Origin of the sequence: Psychroflexus sediminis, assembly GCF_900099815.1 — a bacterium.
In the GTDB taxonomy this organism is placed as follows: Bacteria; Bacteroidota; Bacteroidia; order Flavobacteriales; family Flavobacteriaceae; genus Psychroflexus; species Psychroflexus sediminis.
Genome location: NZ_FNCW01000002.1, coordinates 101,545 through 118,079 on the forward strand (window position 1 = coordinate 101,545; position 16,535 = coordinate 118,079).

Genomic DNA, 16,535 nt, shown 5'->3' on the forward strand with positions numbered 1-16,535 from the left:
TGTTATGAGTGACCAATCCTCCCCAAATCAGAACCAAAACGATGAAGTTGACTTAGGTCAAGTTTTCAAGTTAATAGGTAATGCATTCAAAAGTCTATTCCAGGGTATAGCTAATATTTTTAAAGGCCTTTTTCAGGGCTTAATTTTAATCCTGCTGCATTTTTATAAACGCATTTTTTGGTATGTGGGTGCAGTTGTGATAGGACTTATAATTGGGTTTATATTAAATTCTACAGCTGAAAAGTCTTATGGCGCCAATATGTTTATCGAAACAAATTTTGATTCTGGCAGACAGGTGTATGAAAACATGAAGCAGTTGAACCAGTTAGCGGGTGATAAAGACACCATAGAGCTTGGCAGAATACTTAAAATAGCGCCTGATGAAGCTTCTCATTTAAAAGGCTTCTATATTAAACCAAATACTGATATCAATGTGATAGCGGAAATGTATTCTGAGTATTATCAAAACTTAGATTCGGTGTCACAAACCCAGGAGACCTTTGAAGCTTATAGAGAATCGCTCAGTGATCATGCCCTTCCTGTTCATCAGATAGGGGTAGCATCTACCGATAAATTCATATACAAAAGGATTGAAAAGAATTTTGTGAAGGAAATTGCCAGCAATGAGTATCTGGATGAATTGTCTGAGGTCAATGCAGAAAATTTAGTAAGACATAAAGAGACTTTAGAAAATCAGGTAAATAAGGCTGACTTTTTAATAGAGGAATATTTAAAGATTAAAATTGCTCAATCTCAAAAACAGGAAAGCGGTGGAACTAACTTCTATATAGGTGATGCTGAGTCTGACGAATCCTCGGTTAATGAGGCAGAATTATTAAAAGAACAGCTTAGACTCGAAGAGCAAAAAAGAGAAGTCTTTCAGAAAATGGTCGCTGAAAGAGATGTGCTCAACGTAGTTGCTGGCTTTCCGTCCTCTGGTTATGACACAAGGGAGTGGACAGATAAATATATTATTAAAGTTCCTTTGGCTTTATTTTCATTAACACTACTTGTTTTTATCTTGTTAGGCTTAGCTAAGTATCTAAGAGCTCAGGAACCTAGTGAAGGATAAATACGGCTTTTAAAAAGCTAAATCCTAAAATTGATTTTTTATTAGAGAATAACTTGTGTGAAAAATTATTTTGAGAATAACGTAAAAAAATAGGTATTCTTATTTTGATTAATTCAGTTAATAATGCAGGAAAAACAAAATGCTATCATAGTTTCCGGATACTTCAATCCTATACATAAAGGACATATTGAGTACTTTCATGAAGCCAAAGCTTTGGCAGATGTTCTTTTTGTTATTGTTAATAATGACCATCAAAGGCAATTAAAAGGCAGTAAGTCTTTTCAGGATGAAGAGGAACGACTTATTATTGTGCAAAACATAAAGCCAGTACATAAGGCTATCTTATCCGAAGATGAGGATCGTACCGTATGTAAAACAATTGAGTACTTGGTTAATGAGTATGGTGAAATATATAATTTCACGTTTGCTAATGGAGGAGACCAAAATAACCAAAGCATACCGGAAGCGGAAATTTGCAACCAACTGGGTGTGAATTTAGCTGATGGTTTAGGAGATAAAATTCAATCCAGCAGCTGGCTTTTAAAAAATAAATAATTATGGAACATGACATTCGACCATGGGGAGAGTATTTTGTGTTAGAAGATAAAGACACCCATAAAGTTAAACGTATTAAAGTTAAACCAAAAGGTAGACTCTCTTACCAGTACCATCATAAACGTTCTGAAGTCTGGACCATAGTGAGTGGTGTTGGTCGAATCACTTTAGATGGGCAGGTGAAAGATTATCAACCTGGAGAAGTGATTCAAATTTCTCAGGGAATGAAGCATAGAATTGAAAATCCTTCTGAAAACGAAGATTGCGTATTTATCGAAGTTCAGCTGGGCACTTATTTTGGGGAAGATGATATTGTAAGGATAGAAGACGACTATAATAGAAATTAATACAAATACAGAATGAAAATAGCATTAATCACTGGAGTGACGGGTCAAGATGGAGCTTACCTTTCTGAATTTCTTCTGAAAAAAGGATATGAAGTGCACGGCATCAAACGTCGTTCCTCACTGTTTAATACTGATCGAATAGATCATTTATATCAAGACCCGCATGTAGAAAATCAAAATTTTTATTTGCATTATGGGGACATGACGGATAGTACAAACCTTATTCGTCTGATTAAAGAAATTCAGCCTGATGAGATTTATAATCTGGCAGCAATGAGTCATGTGGCGGTGTCTTTTGAAATACCCGAGTATACTGGTAATGCGGATGGGATAGGGACCCTAAGAATATTAGATGCCGTAAGACTTCTTGGGCTTGAGAAAAAAACACGAATTTATCAGGCCTCTACTTCGGAACTTTACGGTAAAGTGCAGGAGGTGCCACAGACTGAAAAAACGCCTTTCTATCCACGATCTCCTTATGCTGTTGCCAAAATGTATGCGTTTTGGATTACAGTTAACTATAGAGAGGCCTACGATATGTTTGCCTGTAATGGAATTTTATTCAACCATGAATCACCGATACGTGGAGAGACTTTCGTGACTCGTAAAATTACCCGTGCCGTGGCAAGAATTGCTTTAGGGCTTCAGGATAAATTTTACCTGGGAAACCTGGATGCACAACGTGACTGGGGACATGCTAAAGACTATGTGAGAATGATGTGGATGATTCTGCAGGCAGAAGAAGCAGAAGACTGGGTAATCGCAACAGGTAAAACAACAACTGTCCGTGATTTCGTCAAAATGAGTTTCGACAGAGTTGGTATTGAATTAGAATTTAAAGGGGAAGGAGAGAATGAATCTGCTATTGTCAAACAATGCAAGGATCCAGACTACCAGATAGAAAAAGGACAGGAAGTTTTAAAAGTAGATCCAAGATATTTCAGGCCCACAGAAGTTGAATTGCTTATTGGAGATGCCTCCAAGGCAAAAGAAAAATTGGGCTGGGAATGTCAGTATGAATTATCCGATTTAGTTAGCGAAATGATGGAAAGTGACATCAAATTGATGCGAAAAGATCAATATTTAAAAAAAGGTGGTTATAAGACTTTGAATTATTTCGAATAATAAGTTATTATGGATAAAAATACAAAAATATACGTCGCAGGTCATCGAGGCATGGTGGGCTCAGCAATTTGGAGAAATCTAAAAGCAAAAGGGTATACCAATTTGATAGGTAAAACTTCTAAAGAATTGGATTTACGTAACCAAGCAGAGGTTGAACTTTTTTTTAGAACAGAAAAGCCTGAAGTCGTTATCGATGCTGCTGCGCGTGTAGGTGGTATTTTAGCCAATAATGACTATCCTTACCACTTTTTAATGGAGAATCTTCAAATCCAAAATAACCTGATAGATGCTGCTCATCAAAATAAAGTTCAAAAATTTATCTTTTTAGGAAGCTCTTGTATTTATCCAAAACACGCCCCACAGCCTTTAAAGGAAGAGTATTTATTGACCGATACATTGGAACCGACCAATGAATGGTATGCCATTGCAAAAATAGCTGGCGTAAAAGCTTGTGAAGCCATAAGAAAACAATACGGGAAAGACTTTGTAAGTCTTATGCCAACCAATCTGTATGGTCCGAACGACAACTTTGATTTGAAGACTTCGCATGTACTTCCAGCGATGATCCGAAAGTTTCATGAAGCAAAGGAGAATACTAATTCTAATGTCAAATTATGGGGCTCAGGAACTCCTATGAGAGAATTCCTTCACGTTGATGATTTAGCTGAAGCGGTATCCTTTGCTCTAGAAAATAAACTTGAGGATCATTTATACAATGTTGGTACAGGCGAAGACCTCACTATTAAAAAACTTGCTGAAACCATACAGGAAATTGTCGGACATAAAGGTGAAATAAAATGGGACAGTTCCAAACCAGATGGAACTCCAAGAAAATTAATGGATGTTTCCAAAATGAACGAACAAGGCTGGAAAGCAAAAATTGAACTAAAAGGAGGAATCGAAAAAACCTACCAGTGGTTTTTGGATAATGAATATAGGGAAGTAATAGTTAAGTAAATGAAATTGTGAATTAAAAAAGTGCATATATTTTAACTTCATCAAATCATTTAATTTCTAAACTAGGATAAAATCGATAAATTATGAAAGGAATAATTCTAGCAGGAGGTTCAGGGACAAGGCTGCACCCTTTGACATTAGCGGTATCTAAACAATTATTACCTATCTATGATAAGCCGATGATTTATTATCCGCTATCGGTATTAATGTTAGCAGGAATCAAAGAAATACTGATAATATCCACGCCAGATGACTTGCCTAATTTTAAGAAGCTTCTAAGTGACGGGTCTCGTTTTGGGATTGAATTATCCTATAAAGAACAACCTTCTCCAGACGGACTAGCACAGGCCTTTATTTTAGGAGAAGAATTTATTGGAACTGATGATGTGTGCTTAGTTTTGGGAGATAATATTTTTTATGGAGCCGGTCTTCAAAATTTATTATCCAATGCAGTTAAAACTGTAAAAGAAGAAAATAAAGCAGTGGTATTTGGTAATTATGTTAATGATCCAGAGCGTTATGGCGTAGCAGAATTTGATGCCAATAAAAATGTAATCAGTATAGAAGAAAAACCGGCTCAACCTAAATCCAATTATGCCGTGGTTGGTTTGTACTTTTATCCCAATTCTGTGATTAAGGTTGCTAAAGGAGTAAAGCCGTCTCATCGTGGCGAGTTAGAAATCACCTCAGTTAACCAGGACTATCTTGATAAAGGTGATTTAAAAATGCAAATTTTAAGCCGAGGCTTTGCCTGGCTTGATACAGGAACTCATGAAGCTTTAACAGAAGCTACCGAATTTGTGAAGGCTGTTGAAAAAAGGACTGGGTTAAAAATAGCTTGTTTGGAGGAGGTTGGTTTTAAAATGGGATTTATTGACAAAGTTGACTTGATGAAAAATGCTAAGAAGTTTGAGAAAAGCTCATATGGTAAGTACATTTCAAATTTATAACTATGGGTGTAACTCTTTATCTGCTAAATAAAAAAGGCTTTATATCACTATCCAAAATAGTCGAACATAAAGTATATAAATCAATACTTGATCAAGTAATTATTGCTAAAGATAAAGGCAATAAAGAAGATTATTATAACGAAATTGAAAAATTAGCTAAAGAGCACTCTATTCGTGTTTATGATCGTACAGAAAATATTAAAGTCGAAAGTGATTATTCAATAGCTATAGGTTGGAGATGGTTGATAAATCTTAATAGTTCAAAACTTTTTGTAATACACGATTCATTGTTGCCAAAATATAGAGGTTTTTCTCCACTTGTAAATATGCTAATCAATAAAGAAGATTACATCGGTGCTACAATGATTTTTGCCTCAAAAGGAATGGATGAAGGGGATATAATTTTTCAAAAAAAAGTAAAAATTGATTACCCTATTAAAATATCTAAGGCTATTGATCTGATAGCTGATATTTATGGAGAATTAATAGAAGATTTATTTAGAAAATTATTATCTAAAAATGTTTTACCTTCTTTTAAACAAAATCACAGTGAATCCTCTTATAGCATATGGAGAGATAGTAGTGACTATTACATTGATTGGACATTAAGTGCTGATTCAATCAAAAGATTTATAGATTCGGTAGGTTATCCTTATGAAGGAGCAAGAACAAAACTTAAAAATGAAAAAAATATTCTAATTATTTTTGATGCTGAAGTTATTGAGAATTACACTTTTGAACTAATTCACTGTGGTAAAATCTTTAAAATCGAAGAAAATAAACCGTTTGTAGTTTGTGGTAAAGATTTGTTGAAAATAACTTCATTTAAAGATGAAAATGGTTTAGAATATAAATTTAATAAACTTAGAACTAGACTTGTATGAAAATTTTGTTTAATAAACCTTATAAGTCAGGTAATGAACTGAAATATATTGCTGATTCTATTGAATCTGGAAAAATTTCCGGTGATGGTATTTACACCAAAAAATGTCATGACTTCTTAGAAAATAAATTTGGATATAATAAAGCACTTCTTACAACGTCATGTACAGACGCCCTTGAGATGGCAGCTATTTTAATTGATGTTAAACCAGGGGATGAAGTTATTATGCCATCTTATACATTTGTAAGTACTGCTAATGCATTTGTATTACGTGGAGCAAAATTAGTTTTTGCAGATTCTAAAAAGGACCATCCTGGAATAGATGAAGAAGCTATAGAGACATTGATTACTTCCAAAACAAAAGCAATTGTTCCTGTTCATTATGCGGGTGTGGCATGCGATATGGATAAAATTATGGAACTGGCTAAAAATTATGACTTATTTGTAATTGAAGATGCTGCCCAAGCTATTGATAGTTATTACTTAGGTAAAGACGGTTTAAAAAAACCTTTGGGAAGCATTGGTCATTTAGCAGCTTTTTCATTTCATGAAACCAAAAATATCATTTCGGGGGAAGGTGGCATGCTGGTGGTTAATGATGAGAAATTTTTAAAACGTGCAGAAATCATTAGAGAAAAAGGCACTAATCGATCTGCTTTTTTTAGGGGTGAAATCGATAAGTATGGATGGGTGGATGTAGGTAGTTCTTTCTTACCGTCAGATATTATTGCGGCATATCTCTATGCTCAGTTAGAATCTTTAGAATTCATACAAGATAGGAGGAAGTCGATTTGGAATAGATACGATAATGCTTTTAGAGGGGTCTTAGATTCTAAACATGATATTACACTTCCTTTTATTCCATCTCATGCTACTAATAATGCACATATGTATTATTTAGTCTGTTCTTCGATAGACGAAAGAAAAAAACTTTTAGCTTATTTAAAAAGTAATGGCATTTTGGCAGTATTTCATTACTTGTCTTTACATGAGAGTAAATTTTTTAATGGGAAACATGAAGGTCTCAATTTAAAAGAATCAGACCGCTATACCAATTGCCTAGTTAGACTCCCTTTATTCGTAGAGCTTGGAGAACAGGAACAGGATTTTATTATAAAACATATAAATGAGTTTTACAAAAAAAAATAAATTCATCCATATTGCTAAAGATGAAAAGTTCATAAATAGCGCTTACTGGCAATTTGAACAAGTTGTTCCAGGTCAGAATGTATTTTATATTTTAGTAGATGATCTCAGTCCTGATAAGCTTAAATACTTGAGTTTAAGAGAAAATATGATTTTAATAAAAAATGATTTGGTGAGCATGAGAGAGTTTTTAGAATCAATAAAGACATTTACTCATTTCATATTTCATGGATTAGGTTACGAGAGCAGCATTATATTTAATAGGCTGCCTGAAGGGTCAATACGATATTGGATGTTATTTGGTATAGAATTTTACCAAAATCAGTATTTGTATGATAATAATAATTTGTTCGGTGGTGAAACCAATTTACTATATAAGAGAAGTCTATCGAAATTTAGATCTTTAAAAACATTGTTTAAAGCTAAATATTACAGAATAAATAAAAAAACTAAAATTCCAGAGTTAGAAATCAAAGAAGCTATTGAAAACGCAGATTTTTTGGGGATTTTTTATAAGGAAGAATTTAATTTTATTAAATCTAGGATTAAAAATGAAAAGTTAGAACACCTAAAATTTTCATATTATCCTATAGAGAAAATGTTAAATGATGCAGAAGCTTTTGTATCAGGTAATAATATTCTACTAGGTAATTCTGCTAGTTATACAAACAATCATTTGGAAGTTCTAAATCTTCTTTCAAATTTGAATATTTCTGATAAAAAAGTGATTTGTCCTTTAAGTTATGGGGATGAATATTATGCTAAAACTATAATTAAAGAAGGCAGAAATAAATTAAAAAATTCATTTGAAGCTCTAAATGATTTTATTCCTTTACATAAGTACAATTCTTACTTAGAACAGTGTGGTTTTGTAATAATGAATCATTATAGGCAACAAGCTGTTGGAAATGTAATGACTATGCTATGGATGGGAGCAAAAGTTTTTTTGGATGATCGTAATACTTTATACCATTATTTAAAAAGGATTAATGTCAATGTTTTTAATATAAAACATGATTTAAATCAAAAAGAACTGAGTCATTTATTGAATAGAGAACAGCGGTTGCATAATAGAAAAATACTTCTTGATGAAATAGGACAAGAAATTTTACAAAAGGAATTTAAAATATTCTTAGCTCAACATTTTCGAGATGAGTCTTAAGAAACAAGCGATTAGTGGAGTAAAATGGTCTGCTGTTTCGACTATTACTGTTGCAATTGTAAGCTTATTAAAAATTTCCGTGTTAGCACGTTTTTTAAAAGCAGAAGACTTTGGTTTAATGGCCTTGGTTAGTTTTGTACTTGGGTTTATGAACTTATTCATGGATATGGGACTAACATCAGCAATCCTACATAAGCAAAATATAACAAACCGCGAGTACGCTAGTTTATATTGGATAAATATAATATTTAGTATGATATTGTTTGGTTTAATTAGCTTATCGAGTTTTGCTATAGCTTTTTTTTACGATGAGCCAGAATTGAAAGTTCTCATACCCATTATGGCAATTAGTATTATTTTATCAGCTTTAGGCAAGCAATTTAAAACAATTGAACAAAAAAATCTCAATTTTAAATACATAGCACTAACAGATATCATTGGCGCTGTTTTTGGTCTAGGAATAGGTTTAATAATGGCAATTAAAGGATATGGTGTGAAAGCTTTAGTTTATGCTGCTCTTACTCAATATGCAATATCAAATACCGTTTATTTTATCAAAGGAATAAAGGATCGTGGAATGATTTTTCATTTTAATTATCAAGAAACAAAGTTTTTTCTCAAAATCGGTATATATCAAGTTGGAGGACAAATTGTGAATTACGTTAATAGAGATTTAGATATTCTATTAGTAGGTAAATTTTTTGGAGCAGAAATTTTAGGAGGGTATAGTTTAGCAAAACAGTTAGTTCAAAGACCAATGCAAATATTAAACCCTATAATAACGCAAGTAGCTAGCCCAGTATTATCATTGAGTCAAGACAATAAGAATCAGTTAAAAGCTAGATTTCTAAAATTATTAAATATTGTAGCAACTTTAAATTTTTCAGCTTATAGTTTATTAGCAATATTAGCTTATCCAATTGTTTTCGTACTTTATGGTTCAGGTTTTACTGATATTTACGTTCTTGTACAAATACTTTCTGTTTATATGTTTCTTCGCTCAGTATTAAGTCCAGTAGGAAGTTTAGTAATTGCTACAGGAAAGACATATTATGAATTCTATTGGAATTTATTAGTACTTATAATAACGCCTATTTTAATATATATGGGAGCACAACTCTCGATTGAAATGGTTGCATTATCACTTGTCATTTCAATTTTAATATTAATGATTCCATCATGGAAGCTACTTGTCAAGAAGCTATGTAATGCATCAATGTCTGAGTATTTTAACAGCTTTATACCAAAATGGGGCAGCCTAATACGAATGATAAAGGCAAAGTAGATTGATTTTTTAATAGATTAATAAAATTTAATTTAGACAATTATTTTTATAGTGCGAATAATACTCTGATGATATTACAGGGTTTAAAAAAATAAAGTAAGAACAAATTCCAAAGGAAAATTACCTCAATGAAAGAAATAAAAGTTTTGCATGTTGTTGCGGGGAGTCTAAATGGAGGAGCTGCTAAAGGAGCATATTGGCAACATCAGGGCCTTTTAGAAATAGGTGTTGATTCAAGAGTGTTAATAAATTCAAGGGAAGTTCCTTCAGATGAAAATGTTACTTCCATTATATTTGATAAAAAATCATTGATTAGGCAAGCTGTGAAATCTCAATTAGATCAATTACCTCTTAAGTTTTATGAAAATGATCAAAGATCGATTTTTAGTGTCGGTTTTTTTGGCCATGATATCACAAAGCATGATTGGTATAAGTGGGCAGATGTTATTAATTTACACTGGATTAATGCAGGCTTTATTAGTATTAAAGGAATAGGCAAAATTAAAAAACCAATAGTTTGGACATTAAGAGATATGTGGCCTTTTACAGGAGGTTGTCATTATAGCTTAGGCTGTGAAAATTATAAAACAGGATGTGGTTCTTGTTTTCAGTTAGGTAGTGCAAATAAACATGATTTATCGCGTATGATAAACCTGAGTAAACAAAAGAAATTACCTAAATCTATGAAATTGGTAGGTATAAGTAATTGGATTAGCCAACAAGCTATACAAAGCTCGGTCTTTAAAAATTTCGATGTTAGAACAATTTTTAATAATATAAACTGTTCTGAATTTTACCCAATTGATAAAAAAAATTCTAGGGAAGTACTTGGTTTTCCTGCTAATAAGAAAATAATTCTGGTTGGTGCCCAAAATATTAATGACTTTTATAAGGGTTTCAATAAGTATTTGGGTGCCATCTCTTCTTTAGCTAAAAAACAATATTTTTTAGTTTTTTTTGGAAATTTAGATGAATCATTATTGAAAAATATTGAATTTGAATATAAAAACTTTGGTTTTTTAAATGATTCAATTTCCTTAAACTTATTATATTCCTGTGCTGATGTTTTTGTAGCGCCAAGTATTATGGATGCTTTTGGTAAGACTATTGGAGAATCTATGGCTTGTGGAACACCTGTGGTCTGTTTTGACAGCACAGGTCCAAAGGATATTGTTGATCATAAGATAAATGGTTATAAAGCAAAACCTTACCAGATTGAAGACCTAAGAGAAGGGATAACTTGGGTTTTAGAAAATGATGAAAAGCAACAAGAATTAAGTAGAAATGCAATAAAAAAGGTTAAATCTACATTTGATTCAAAAATAATTGCTTCTCAATATTTAAAACTTTATGAAGAATGCTTAGAAATCAATATGTAGTAGAAAACTATATAAGCCATGTAAGCTTCCCCAAAAACCGAACTGTTTAAAAATAAGTTTATCAAATATGAATACGTATATTAATTATATTCTAATAATATTATCTTTTATTGCCTATTCACAAAAAAATGATATGGTCGATTCTCTAGACATATATACTGGTGGGAATAATTATAATTTGTATAATGATATTCTATATGGTGGTGGAGTTATTTATGATGAGGATTTAGAGAGTTATCCACCTCAGTTAAATACTGGTTTTTTAAAATTAGGCATAGATAACAATTCAGACCAAGTAAAAAAAAAGATAATTAACCATAGTAAGTTTAATAAAGGAATTAACATCAGTAGCGATGCTGGCCTATTTTTGTCAACCAAATATTACGGAACACTTATTTCTCCTAGGAGCATGGTTCTAGCAATGCATTTTCCAACTGATTATTACGATAATAGAAATAATTATTCATTAGGCTTTTGGATAAATGTTGATAAGTTGAATGGGAACGGTTTAGCTTTCTCAAAAGTTAATGGTGCTTTTTCATTTTTTTCCAACCAAGATTTAAAAACAATAGGAGCAAAGGCTTATCAGCAAAATAACAAAGACAATAATTATATCTTTGAGGTTGCCAGAGTTGATGGTGATTATAGCTATATAAGGTACAATCCAGATAATACTTACATAATTAGGTTTTTTATTTATAAAGAAAGCGGATTGAAAGTTAAAGAACTAGAAATTTTGAACCCCGTTTTTCTTGATGGAATTAATCATCAAATTGACCCATATTTTTATTACAAGAGTCAGTCCGAAACATTAAAAAGTAATAAAAAAGGGAAGTTGGCTGTAATTATAGGAGATAGTCAACATCAAGATAGGGAATTACATAAAGTAATAGCAAGACGTACTGGCTTGAATATTATTTCAATGGCTAGAGGAGGACATTCTATTAAATACAAGCATCAAAATAAAAATAGACCGAATATGTTTTGGTTCTATGAAAAGAACTTGAAGGAAGCGATTTTGAAAATTAAAAATGTTGATTATTATATTTTACAATTGTCCACAAATGATACAAATGGAGGAGGAGAATTATCAGTAGATGCTATTCAGGAAGTAATTAATAATTATCCTTATTATGGAGATGATGCTACAACTATAAATAATAAAATAGCTAAATTTAATTCATTAATAGAAGTTGAAAAAGAAAATATTTTCGGTTATAAACAAACTTTTGCAGCATTTATTATGCAATTTTTAGAGATTAATCCTCAAGCTCGATTAATTTTAGCTTCAACACCGATATCCCCACATAAATTGACAGGAAAAGCAGATGCTGATGGAAACGGAATTTGGCAAGATGGCTGGAATCCACTGAATGCAAGGACAGCAATAAATCCAAGGTTTGAATCCATTAGAAACGATTCAAAGGAAGTGTCCGAGTGGTTCGGTGCAAACTGGATAGATTTAAAAAACGGAGTGGGACTTACTTTTGATAATGCTATAAATTACTGTTTAGATGGAACACACTGGAAAAAAGAAATTAAAATAAGAATAGGAAAAGCTCTAAGCGAAGAGCTGGAAAAAATGTAAAGCTGACAAAGTTTTATTAGTTTTTTTCAAAAGATAGAATATTTAGAAAAGAATGGAAAAAAGCGATTATTATATTAAGCCAGACACACTTGTTATAACTGCTACTTTAGGTACAAGAAATTCCTTGCCTAAAACAATCAAATCAGTAAGGGAAAATGGCGGTAACAGAGTTCATCACGTTTTAACTTGCCCCAAGAGTAAACTAAAAGCTTTAAAAGCTAGATATCCTTTATTAGATGTCGTTGAGGAACCTAAAGAAAAAAAAGGAATATATACAGCCTTGAATAGTGTGATTAAAAAGTACGCAAAAGACTACAAATATGTGACCTTTATAAACGATGATGATTACTGGCTATCAGGATTCAAACTATTGTTCTTAGCCTTAGATAAAAATCAAAAATTAGATGCTGTTTATGGAAGAACCTTATTTGTATCAGAAAGTAATAAAATAATCAGAGAGCAAGCATCGTCTTTTAGATACAAGGCTTTTAAAGCTTTATTATCTAAAAGGATTGTATTATTCACACAACAAGCAACTTTAATAAAAAGTGAATTGTTTTATGAAATTGGAGGCTTTGATGAAAATTATAAATTAATTGCAGATTCAAAATTTTGGGCAGAAGCTATTGATTCAGGTGCTCAATTTTCTTTTATTGATACATTAGCTGCAGCATATACATTACAGGAAGGGCAGTTGTCTTCTGACAAAAAAACTCAAAATTTTGAATACAATAAATTACTTAAAGAAAAAATGTTTTCAAAAATTAGTTTACCAGTCATTGTTTTTGAAAGCATTATTTTTAGAATACATAATATCCCCGTTTATCTTAAAAGAATATTTCTAAAGTAAAATTGTAAAAAAATTAAAAATGAAAAAATGAAGAAAGTGTTGTCTTTTATAGTAGTCTTTTTTCCTTGGAAGATTAAAAGGTGGTTACTCGTTAAAATTTGGAAATATGAATTACATCCTACTTCTAAAATAGGATTGTCTTATATCTTTCCAGTAAAATTAATTATGGACGAATATAGCAGTATTGGTCATTTCAACATAGCTATAAATTTAGAGCAAATAATATTAGGCCAAAAATCGTCTATTGCCCGTTCGAACTGGATTACGGGTTATCCAACAAATAAAAAAAAATCCTTACATTTTACACATCAAATAGGTAGAAGAAGTGAATTAATAATAGGCAATGATTCGGCAATAACGAAACATCATCATATTGATTGTACAAACCAGATTTTAATAGGTGATTATGTTACAATAGCTGGATATTATTCTCAATTTTTAACCCATTCTATCAATATATATGATAGCAAACAAGATAGTAAGCCAATCAAAATAGGTGATTATTGCTTTGTTGGAACAAATAGTGTGTTACTGGGCGGGGCTAATTTGCCTGCTTATTCTGTTTTAGGAGCAAAATCATTATTAAATAAGGACTTTAATGAAGGTTATACCTTATATGGTGGTGTTCCTGCAAAACCTATCTCTCGAATTTCTAGTGAAGCCAAATACTTTATAAGAGAAGAAGGATTTGTTTATTAAAATTTATACTGCATCAAACTAAAATTTCATATGGGTTTAAATCGAAGTATAAAAATTAAAAATAAATTTTCATTAAATTCATATATAGAATTTACTTCTGTATTGATGATATTTTTACAGGGTTTTGTCATTTTTGGTGTTTTTATTATTGATTTAAGATTATTTTACATTTTTTTAATTGTAAATAGTGTTCTGTTATATAGTATTTACGGAATAAGGCTACATAAATACTTATTTGGTCTAATTTTTTTTCTAATCGTACATGCAATAGTTGTAAATACTTATTATGGTATTCCCTGGTCTTATTTTATTAAACAAACGATTGGTATTTCAATTGTAGCGATATATTTCTATAATGTTTTTGTGTTATGTGATATGAAAAAAATGTTCAAATTATATCTCAAACTTGCAATAGTTTTTTGTGTTATAGCAATTATTTTTTATCCAACTGGTCTTTTAGATAAAGAGTTTAGCAGGATGGATGGGCTGATGACAGAGCCTTCAAAGTTTATAATCATTAATGTGCCAGCATTGTATTATTTTTTAAATAAGAAGAAATTTATACAATCTTTTATTTTGTTACTAGGCTTCATATTAGCACAATCATCTATTGGCTTTATAGCTATCTTTATTATGTTGCTATTTCTGTTTATAAGAAAGAGTACTTTAAAATATGTAGGATTAACAATACTACCCTTTTTCTTTTTAATACCTTACTTACAAACCAATGAGAATTTTCAATTAAGATATAATCAGACCATCGAAAACCTTAATGTCTTTGAAACTAAATCTTTTGATGAGAATACTAATTTAAGTTCATTTATTTTATTAAAAAGTGCCTATATCTCGATTAACAATTTTATTGATCATCCTTTGGGAACGGGTATTGGATCTTTTGCTTATCAGCATGATGTTTACATTAAAGATCTTAAAGTGTCTAGATATTTTGAAGCATCTGGATTAAAAAATCTTAACCGAGAAGATGCAAATTCTATGTTTTTTAGAATACTTTCTGATTTTGGGTTATTTGGTTTACTCGCTATAATTGTTTTTTTATTTTTGGGAATTTTAGTATTTGTCAAAGATTTTGATTCTGAAAAAAAGACTGTATGTACAGGTATATTAATTTATTTCCTTTTAAAGCTTTTAAGAATGGGCCACTATTTTCCGGAAGAAATGTTTTTCTTTTTATTTATGTTCCTGTTTAATTTGCCAAAAATAACTTTAAAGTTAAATGAAAACGAACCTGCAAAATTAATCAAATAATGAAAAGTGAAATCAGTAAAAAACTCTTAATCTTTTCATTATACGGCATAGCTGCTTTTCCATTGTTGCCTGAAGAAATTTTGGGATTACCTGTTATTCTACTATTTATTTCTAGTGTTATTAATTTTATTGAAACGAAGAAAATTAATTTTAATTATAAAAAACTTTTTATTGCCACGATTCCTTTTATTTTATTTCTATTTTCTTCTTTCTATTCAGATGATTTTAGCTACGCCTTCAAAAAAGTAAGTGGTACAAGACTGTCACTATTAGTAGTTCCATTGAGTTTTTTTTTATTAAAAAGTGAATCAATACAACATATAAAATCAAACCTGACAAAGTTTCAAATGCTTTTTAGTATTTCATCTTTGTTATTGTGTGTGATTTATTTTACTTATCTGCCTTTTATAGAGCCGTCAAATAATCCAGCTTTTGTATTTCCTTCTGGTTTTTTTTTCAAATTTGCAGTAAATGATATTCCTTATTTTCATATAGAGCCTGTTTATTTTTCATTTTTGATAACGCTTAGCCTAATTAACACAGTACATTTATTCACAACAAAAAAGCTGAATTCATTTTTTTTTATAATCATCATCATAATATACTTAAGTGTCGTGTTTTTATTAGTAAGTAAAATCGCTATATTATTTACAATTCTTTTTGGCGCATGGTTTATTTTTTTTAAACTAAAAAGAAAAAAAATAAGTATAATACTTATAATATTAGCACTACTAATCATTTATCCTATTTACCAGATACCTTCAATCAAATACGAAGTTGAAGAGTTGCAATATTTTTATAAAGGAAAAAAAAGAGCCAAGGATGATAGTACTCAACAAAGATACAGAGTGACTAAGAGCTCTTTAGATTTGGCTAAACAAGTTAATCCTCTAATAGGAACTGGTATTGGTGATGTGCAGAAAGAATTAAATGAAGTCTATGAGAAGAATAATTACGAAGAATTGTTAACTAAAAAATTTGACACACATAATCAGTTTATAAGTATTTTTCTAGGAGTGGGCATTATCGGGCTTTTAGGCTTAATGGCTCATTTAATTTCACTAATTGTATTAGCCTTTAATAAAAAATTCAACTACAGCCTTTGGGCTTTGTTGTTCATTATACTACAAATGTTTACCGAAACCGTTTTGGAGAGGCAACTTCCTGTAATTGTTTACTCCTTTTTGATATCATTTATTTTATTTTTACCAAAAAATCTATCTTTCAACAAAAAAAGAAGATAATTTATTTCAAATCTTAATTAAGAATCC

Annotated in this window: 16 protein-coding genes; all 16 read left to right on the forward strand. The window is 30.9% G+C overall.

Annotated features, from left to right (window positions below):
* Window positions 1-4 precede the first annotated feature (4 nt).
* The 16 genes from BLP81_RS01940 (at window position 5) to BLP81_RS02015 (ending at window position 16,508) form a co-directional block, all read left to right on the forward strand.
* Window positions 5-1,072: a hypothetical protein gene (locus tag BLP81_RS01940; protein WP_093364991.1), complete on the forward strand. Its 1,068-nt coding sequence runs from the start codon at window positions 5-7 to the stop codon at window positions 1,070-1,072.
* Window positions 1,073-1,195: 123 nt separating this feature from the next.
* Complete coding sequence (locus tag BLP81_RS01945) at window positions 1,196-1,627, forward strand: adenylyltransferase/cytidyltransferase family protein (RefSeq protein ID WP_093364994.1); 432 nt, start codon at window positions 1,196-1,198, stop codon at window positions 1,625-1,627.
* Window positions 1,628-1,629: 2 nt separating this feature from the next.
* Window positions 1,630-1,974 (forward strand): phosphomannose isomerase type II C-terminal cupin domain, encoded by a 345-nt coding sequence (locus BLP81_RS01950; RefSeq protein ID WP_093364997.1) that lies wholly within the window; start codon window positions 1,630-1,632, stop codon window positions 1,972-1,974.
* Between the two features lie 12 nt (window positions 1,975-1,986).
* Window positions 1,987-3,099 (forward strand): GDP-mannose 4,6-dehydratase, encoded by a 1,113-nt coding sequence (gene gmd / locus BLP81_RS01955; RefSeq protein ID WP_093365000.1) that lies wholly within the window; start codon window positions 1,987-1,989, stop codon window positions 3,097-3,099.
* Between the two features lie 9 nt (window positions 3,100-3,108).
* Window positions 3,109-4,056, forward strand: coding sequence for a GDP-L-fucose synthase family protein (locus BLP81_RS01960; protein ID WP_093365002.1), 948 nt, complete (start codon window positions 3,109-3,111; stop codon window positions 4,054-4,056).
* An 83-nt stretch (window positions 4,057-4,139) separates the two neighbouring features.
* Window positions 4,140-5,006 (forward strand): glucose-1-phosphate thymidylyltransferase RfbA, encoded by an 867-nt coding sequence (rfbA, locus tag BLP81_RS01965; protein WP_093365005.1) that lies wholly within the window; start codon window positions 4,140-4,142, stop codon window positions 5,004-5,006.
* Window positions 5,007-5,008: 2 nt separating this feature from the next.
* Window positions 5,009-5,890, forward strand: coding sequence for a methionyl-tRNA formyltransferase (locus tag BLP81_RS01970; RefSeq protein WP_093365008.1), 882 nt, complete (start codon window positions 5,009-5,011; stop codon window positions 5,888-5,890).
* Window positions 5,887-7,038: a dTDP-4-amino-4,6-dideoxygalactose transaminase gene (rffA, locus tag BLP81_RS01975; RefSeq protein ID WP_093365010.1), complete on the forward strand. Its 1,152-nt coding sequence runs from the start codon at window positions 5,887-5,889 to the stop codon at window positions 7,036-7,038. Before BLP81_RS01970 ends, rffA begins: the two co-directional genes overlap by 4 nt.
* On the forward strand, window positions 7,016-8,197 hold the full coding sequence (locus BLP81_RS01980) for a TDP-N-acetylfucosamine:lipid II N-acetylfucosaminyltransferase family protein (protein WP_093365012.1): 1,182 nt from the start codon (window positions 7,016-7,018) through the stop codon (window positions 8,195-8,197). The genes rffA and BLP81_RS01980 overlap by 23 nt, the downstream gene beginning before the upstream one ends.
* Entirely contained in the window at window positions 8,187-9,482 is a 1,296-nt protein-coding gene (locus tag BLP81_RS01985; RefSeq protein WP_093365014.1) for an MOP flippase family protein, read from the forward strand. Before BLP81_RS01980 ends, BLP81_RS01985 begins: the two co-directional genes overlap by 11 nt.
* 128 nt (window positions 9,483-9,610) lie before the next feature.
* A complete protein-coding gene (locus BLP81_RS01990; protein WP_218118863.1) occupies window positions 9,611-10,861 on the forward strand; it encodes a glycosyltransferase family 4 protein in 1,251 nt (416 codons plus the stop codon).
* A gap of 67 nt (window positions 10,862-10,928) precedes the next feature.
* Window positions 10,929-12,449 (forward strand): hypothetical protein, encoded by a 1,521-nt coding sequence (locus BLP81_RS01995; protein ID WP_143002801.1) that lies wholly within the window; start codon window positions 10,929-10,931, stop codon window positions 12,447-12,449.
* 52 nt (window positions 12,450-12,501) lie between these two features.
* Window positions 12,502-13,299: a glycosyltransferase gene (locus BLP81_RS02000; protein WP_093365020.1), complete on the forward strand. Its 798-nt coding sequence runs from the start codon at window positions 12,502-12,504 to the stop codon at window positions 13,297-13,299.
* Between the two features lie 27 nt (window positions 13,300-13,326).
* Window positions 13,327-13,998: an acyltransferase gene (locus tag BLP81_RS02005; protein WP_093365022.1), complete on the forward strand. Its 672-nt coding sequence runs from the start codon at window positions 13,327-13,329 to the stop codon at window positions 13,996-13,998.
* A gap of 30 nt (window positions 13,999-14,028) precedes the next feature.
* On the forward strand, window positions 14,029-15,264 hold the full coding sequence (locus BLP81_RS02010; protein ID WP_093365024.1) for an O-antigen ligase family protein: 1,236 nt from the start codon (window positions 14,029-14,031) through the stop codon (window positions 15,262-15,264).
* Window positions 15,264-16,508, forward strand: a complete 1,245-nt coding sequence (locus tag BLP81_RS02015; protein ID WP_093365026.1) for an O-antigen ligase family protein — start codon at window positions 15,264-15,266, stop codon at window positions 16,506-16,508. The genes BLP81_RS02010 and BLP81_RS02015 overlap by 1 nt, the downstream gene beginning before the upstream one ends.
* Window positions 16,509-16,535 lie beyond the last annotated feature (27 nt).

Coding starts and splice junctions, on each gene's coding strand:
- BLP81_RS01970 (WP_093365008.1), top strand. CDS start 5,009: ATGGGTGTAACTCTTTATCTGCTAAATAAAAAAGGCTTTATATCACTA.
- BLP81_RS01945 (WP_093364994.1), top strand. CDS start 1,196: ATGCAGGAAAAACAAAATGCTATCATAGTTTCCGGATACTTCAATCCT.
- rfbA (WP_093365005.1), top strand. CDS start 4,140: ATGAAAGGAATAATTCTAGCAGGAGGTTCAGGGACAAGGCTGCACCCT.
- gmd (WP_093365000.1), top strand. CDS start 1,987: ATGAAAATAGCATTAATCACTGGAGTGACGGGTCAAGATGGAGCTTAC.
- BLP81_RS02000 (WP_093365020.1), top strand. CDS start 12,502: ATGGAAAAAAGCGATTATTATATTAAGCCAGACACACTTGTTATAACT.
- BLP81_RS01990 (WP_218118863.1), top strand. CDS start 9,611: ATGAAAGAAATAAAAGTTTTGCATGTTGTTGCGGGGAGTCTAAATGGA.
- BLP81_RS02010 (WP_093365024.1), top strand. CDS start 14,029: ATGGGTTTAAATCGAAGTATAAAAATTAAAAATAAATTTTCATTAAAT.
- rffA (WP_093365010.1), top strand. CDS start 5,887: ATGAAAATTTTGTTTAATAAACCTTATAAGTCAGGTAATGAACTGAAA.
- BLP81_RS01940 (WP_093364991.1), top strand. CDS start 5: ATGAGTGACCAATCCTCCCCAAATCAGAACCAAAACGATGAAGTTGAC.
- BLP81_RS01950 (WP_093364997.1), top strand. CDS start 1,630: ATGGAACATGACATTCGACCATGGGGAGAGTATTTTGTGTTAGAAGAT.
- BLP81_RS01995 (WP_143002801.1), top strand. CDS start 10,929: ATGAATACGTATATTAATTATATTCTAATAATATTATCTTTTATTGCC.
- BLP81_RS02015 (WP_093365026.1), top strand. CDS start 15,264: ATGAAAAGTGAAATCAGTAAAAAACTCTTAATCTTTTCATTATACGGC.
- BLP81_RS01980 (WP_093365012.1), top strand. CDS start 7,016: ATGAGTTTTACAAAAAAAAATAAATTCATCCATATTGCTAAAGATGAA.
- BLP81_RS02005 (WP_093365022.1), top strand. CDS start 13,327: ATGAAGAAAGTGTTGTCTTTTATAGTAGTCTTTTTTCCTTGGAAGATT.
- BLP81_RS01960 (WP_093365002.1), top strand. CDS start 3,109: ATGGATAAAAATACAAAAATATACGTCGCAGGTCATCGAGGCATGGTG.
- BLP81_RS01985 (WP_093365014.1), top strand. CDS start 8,187: ATGAGTCTTAAGAAACAAGCGATTAGTGGAGTAAAATGGTCTGCTGTT.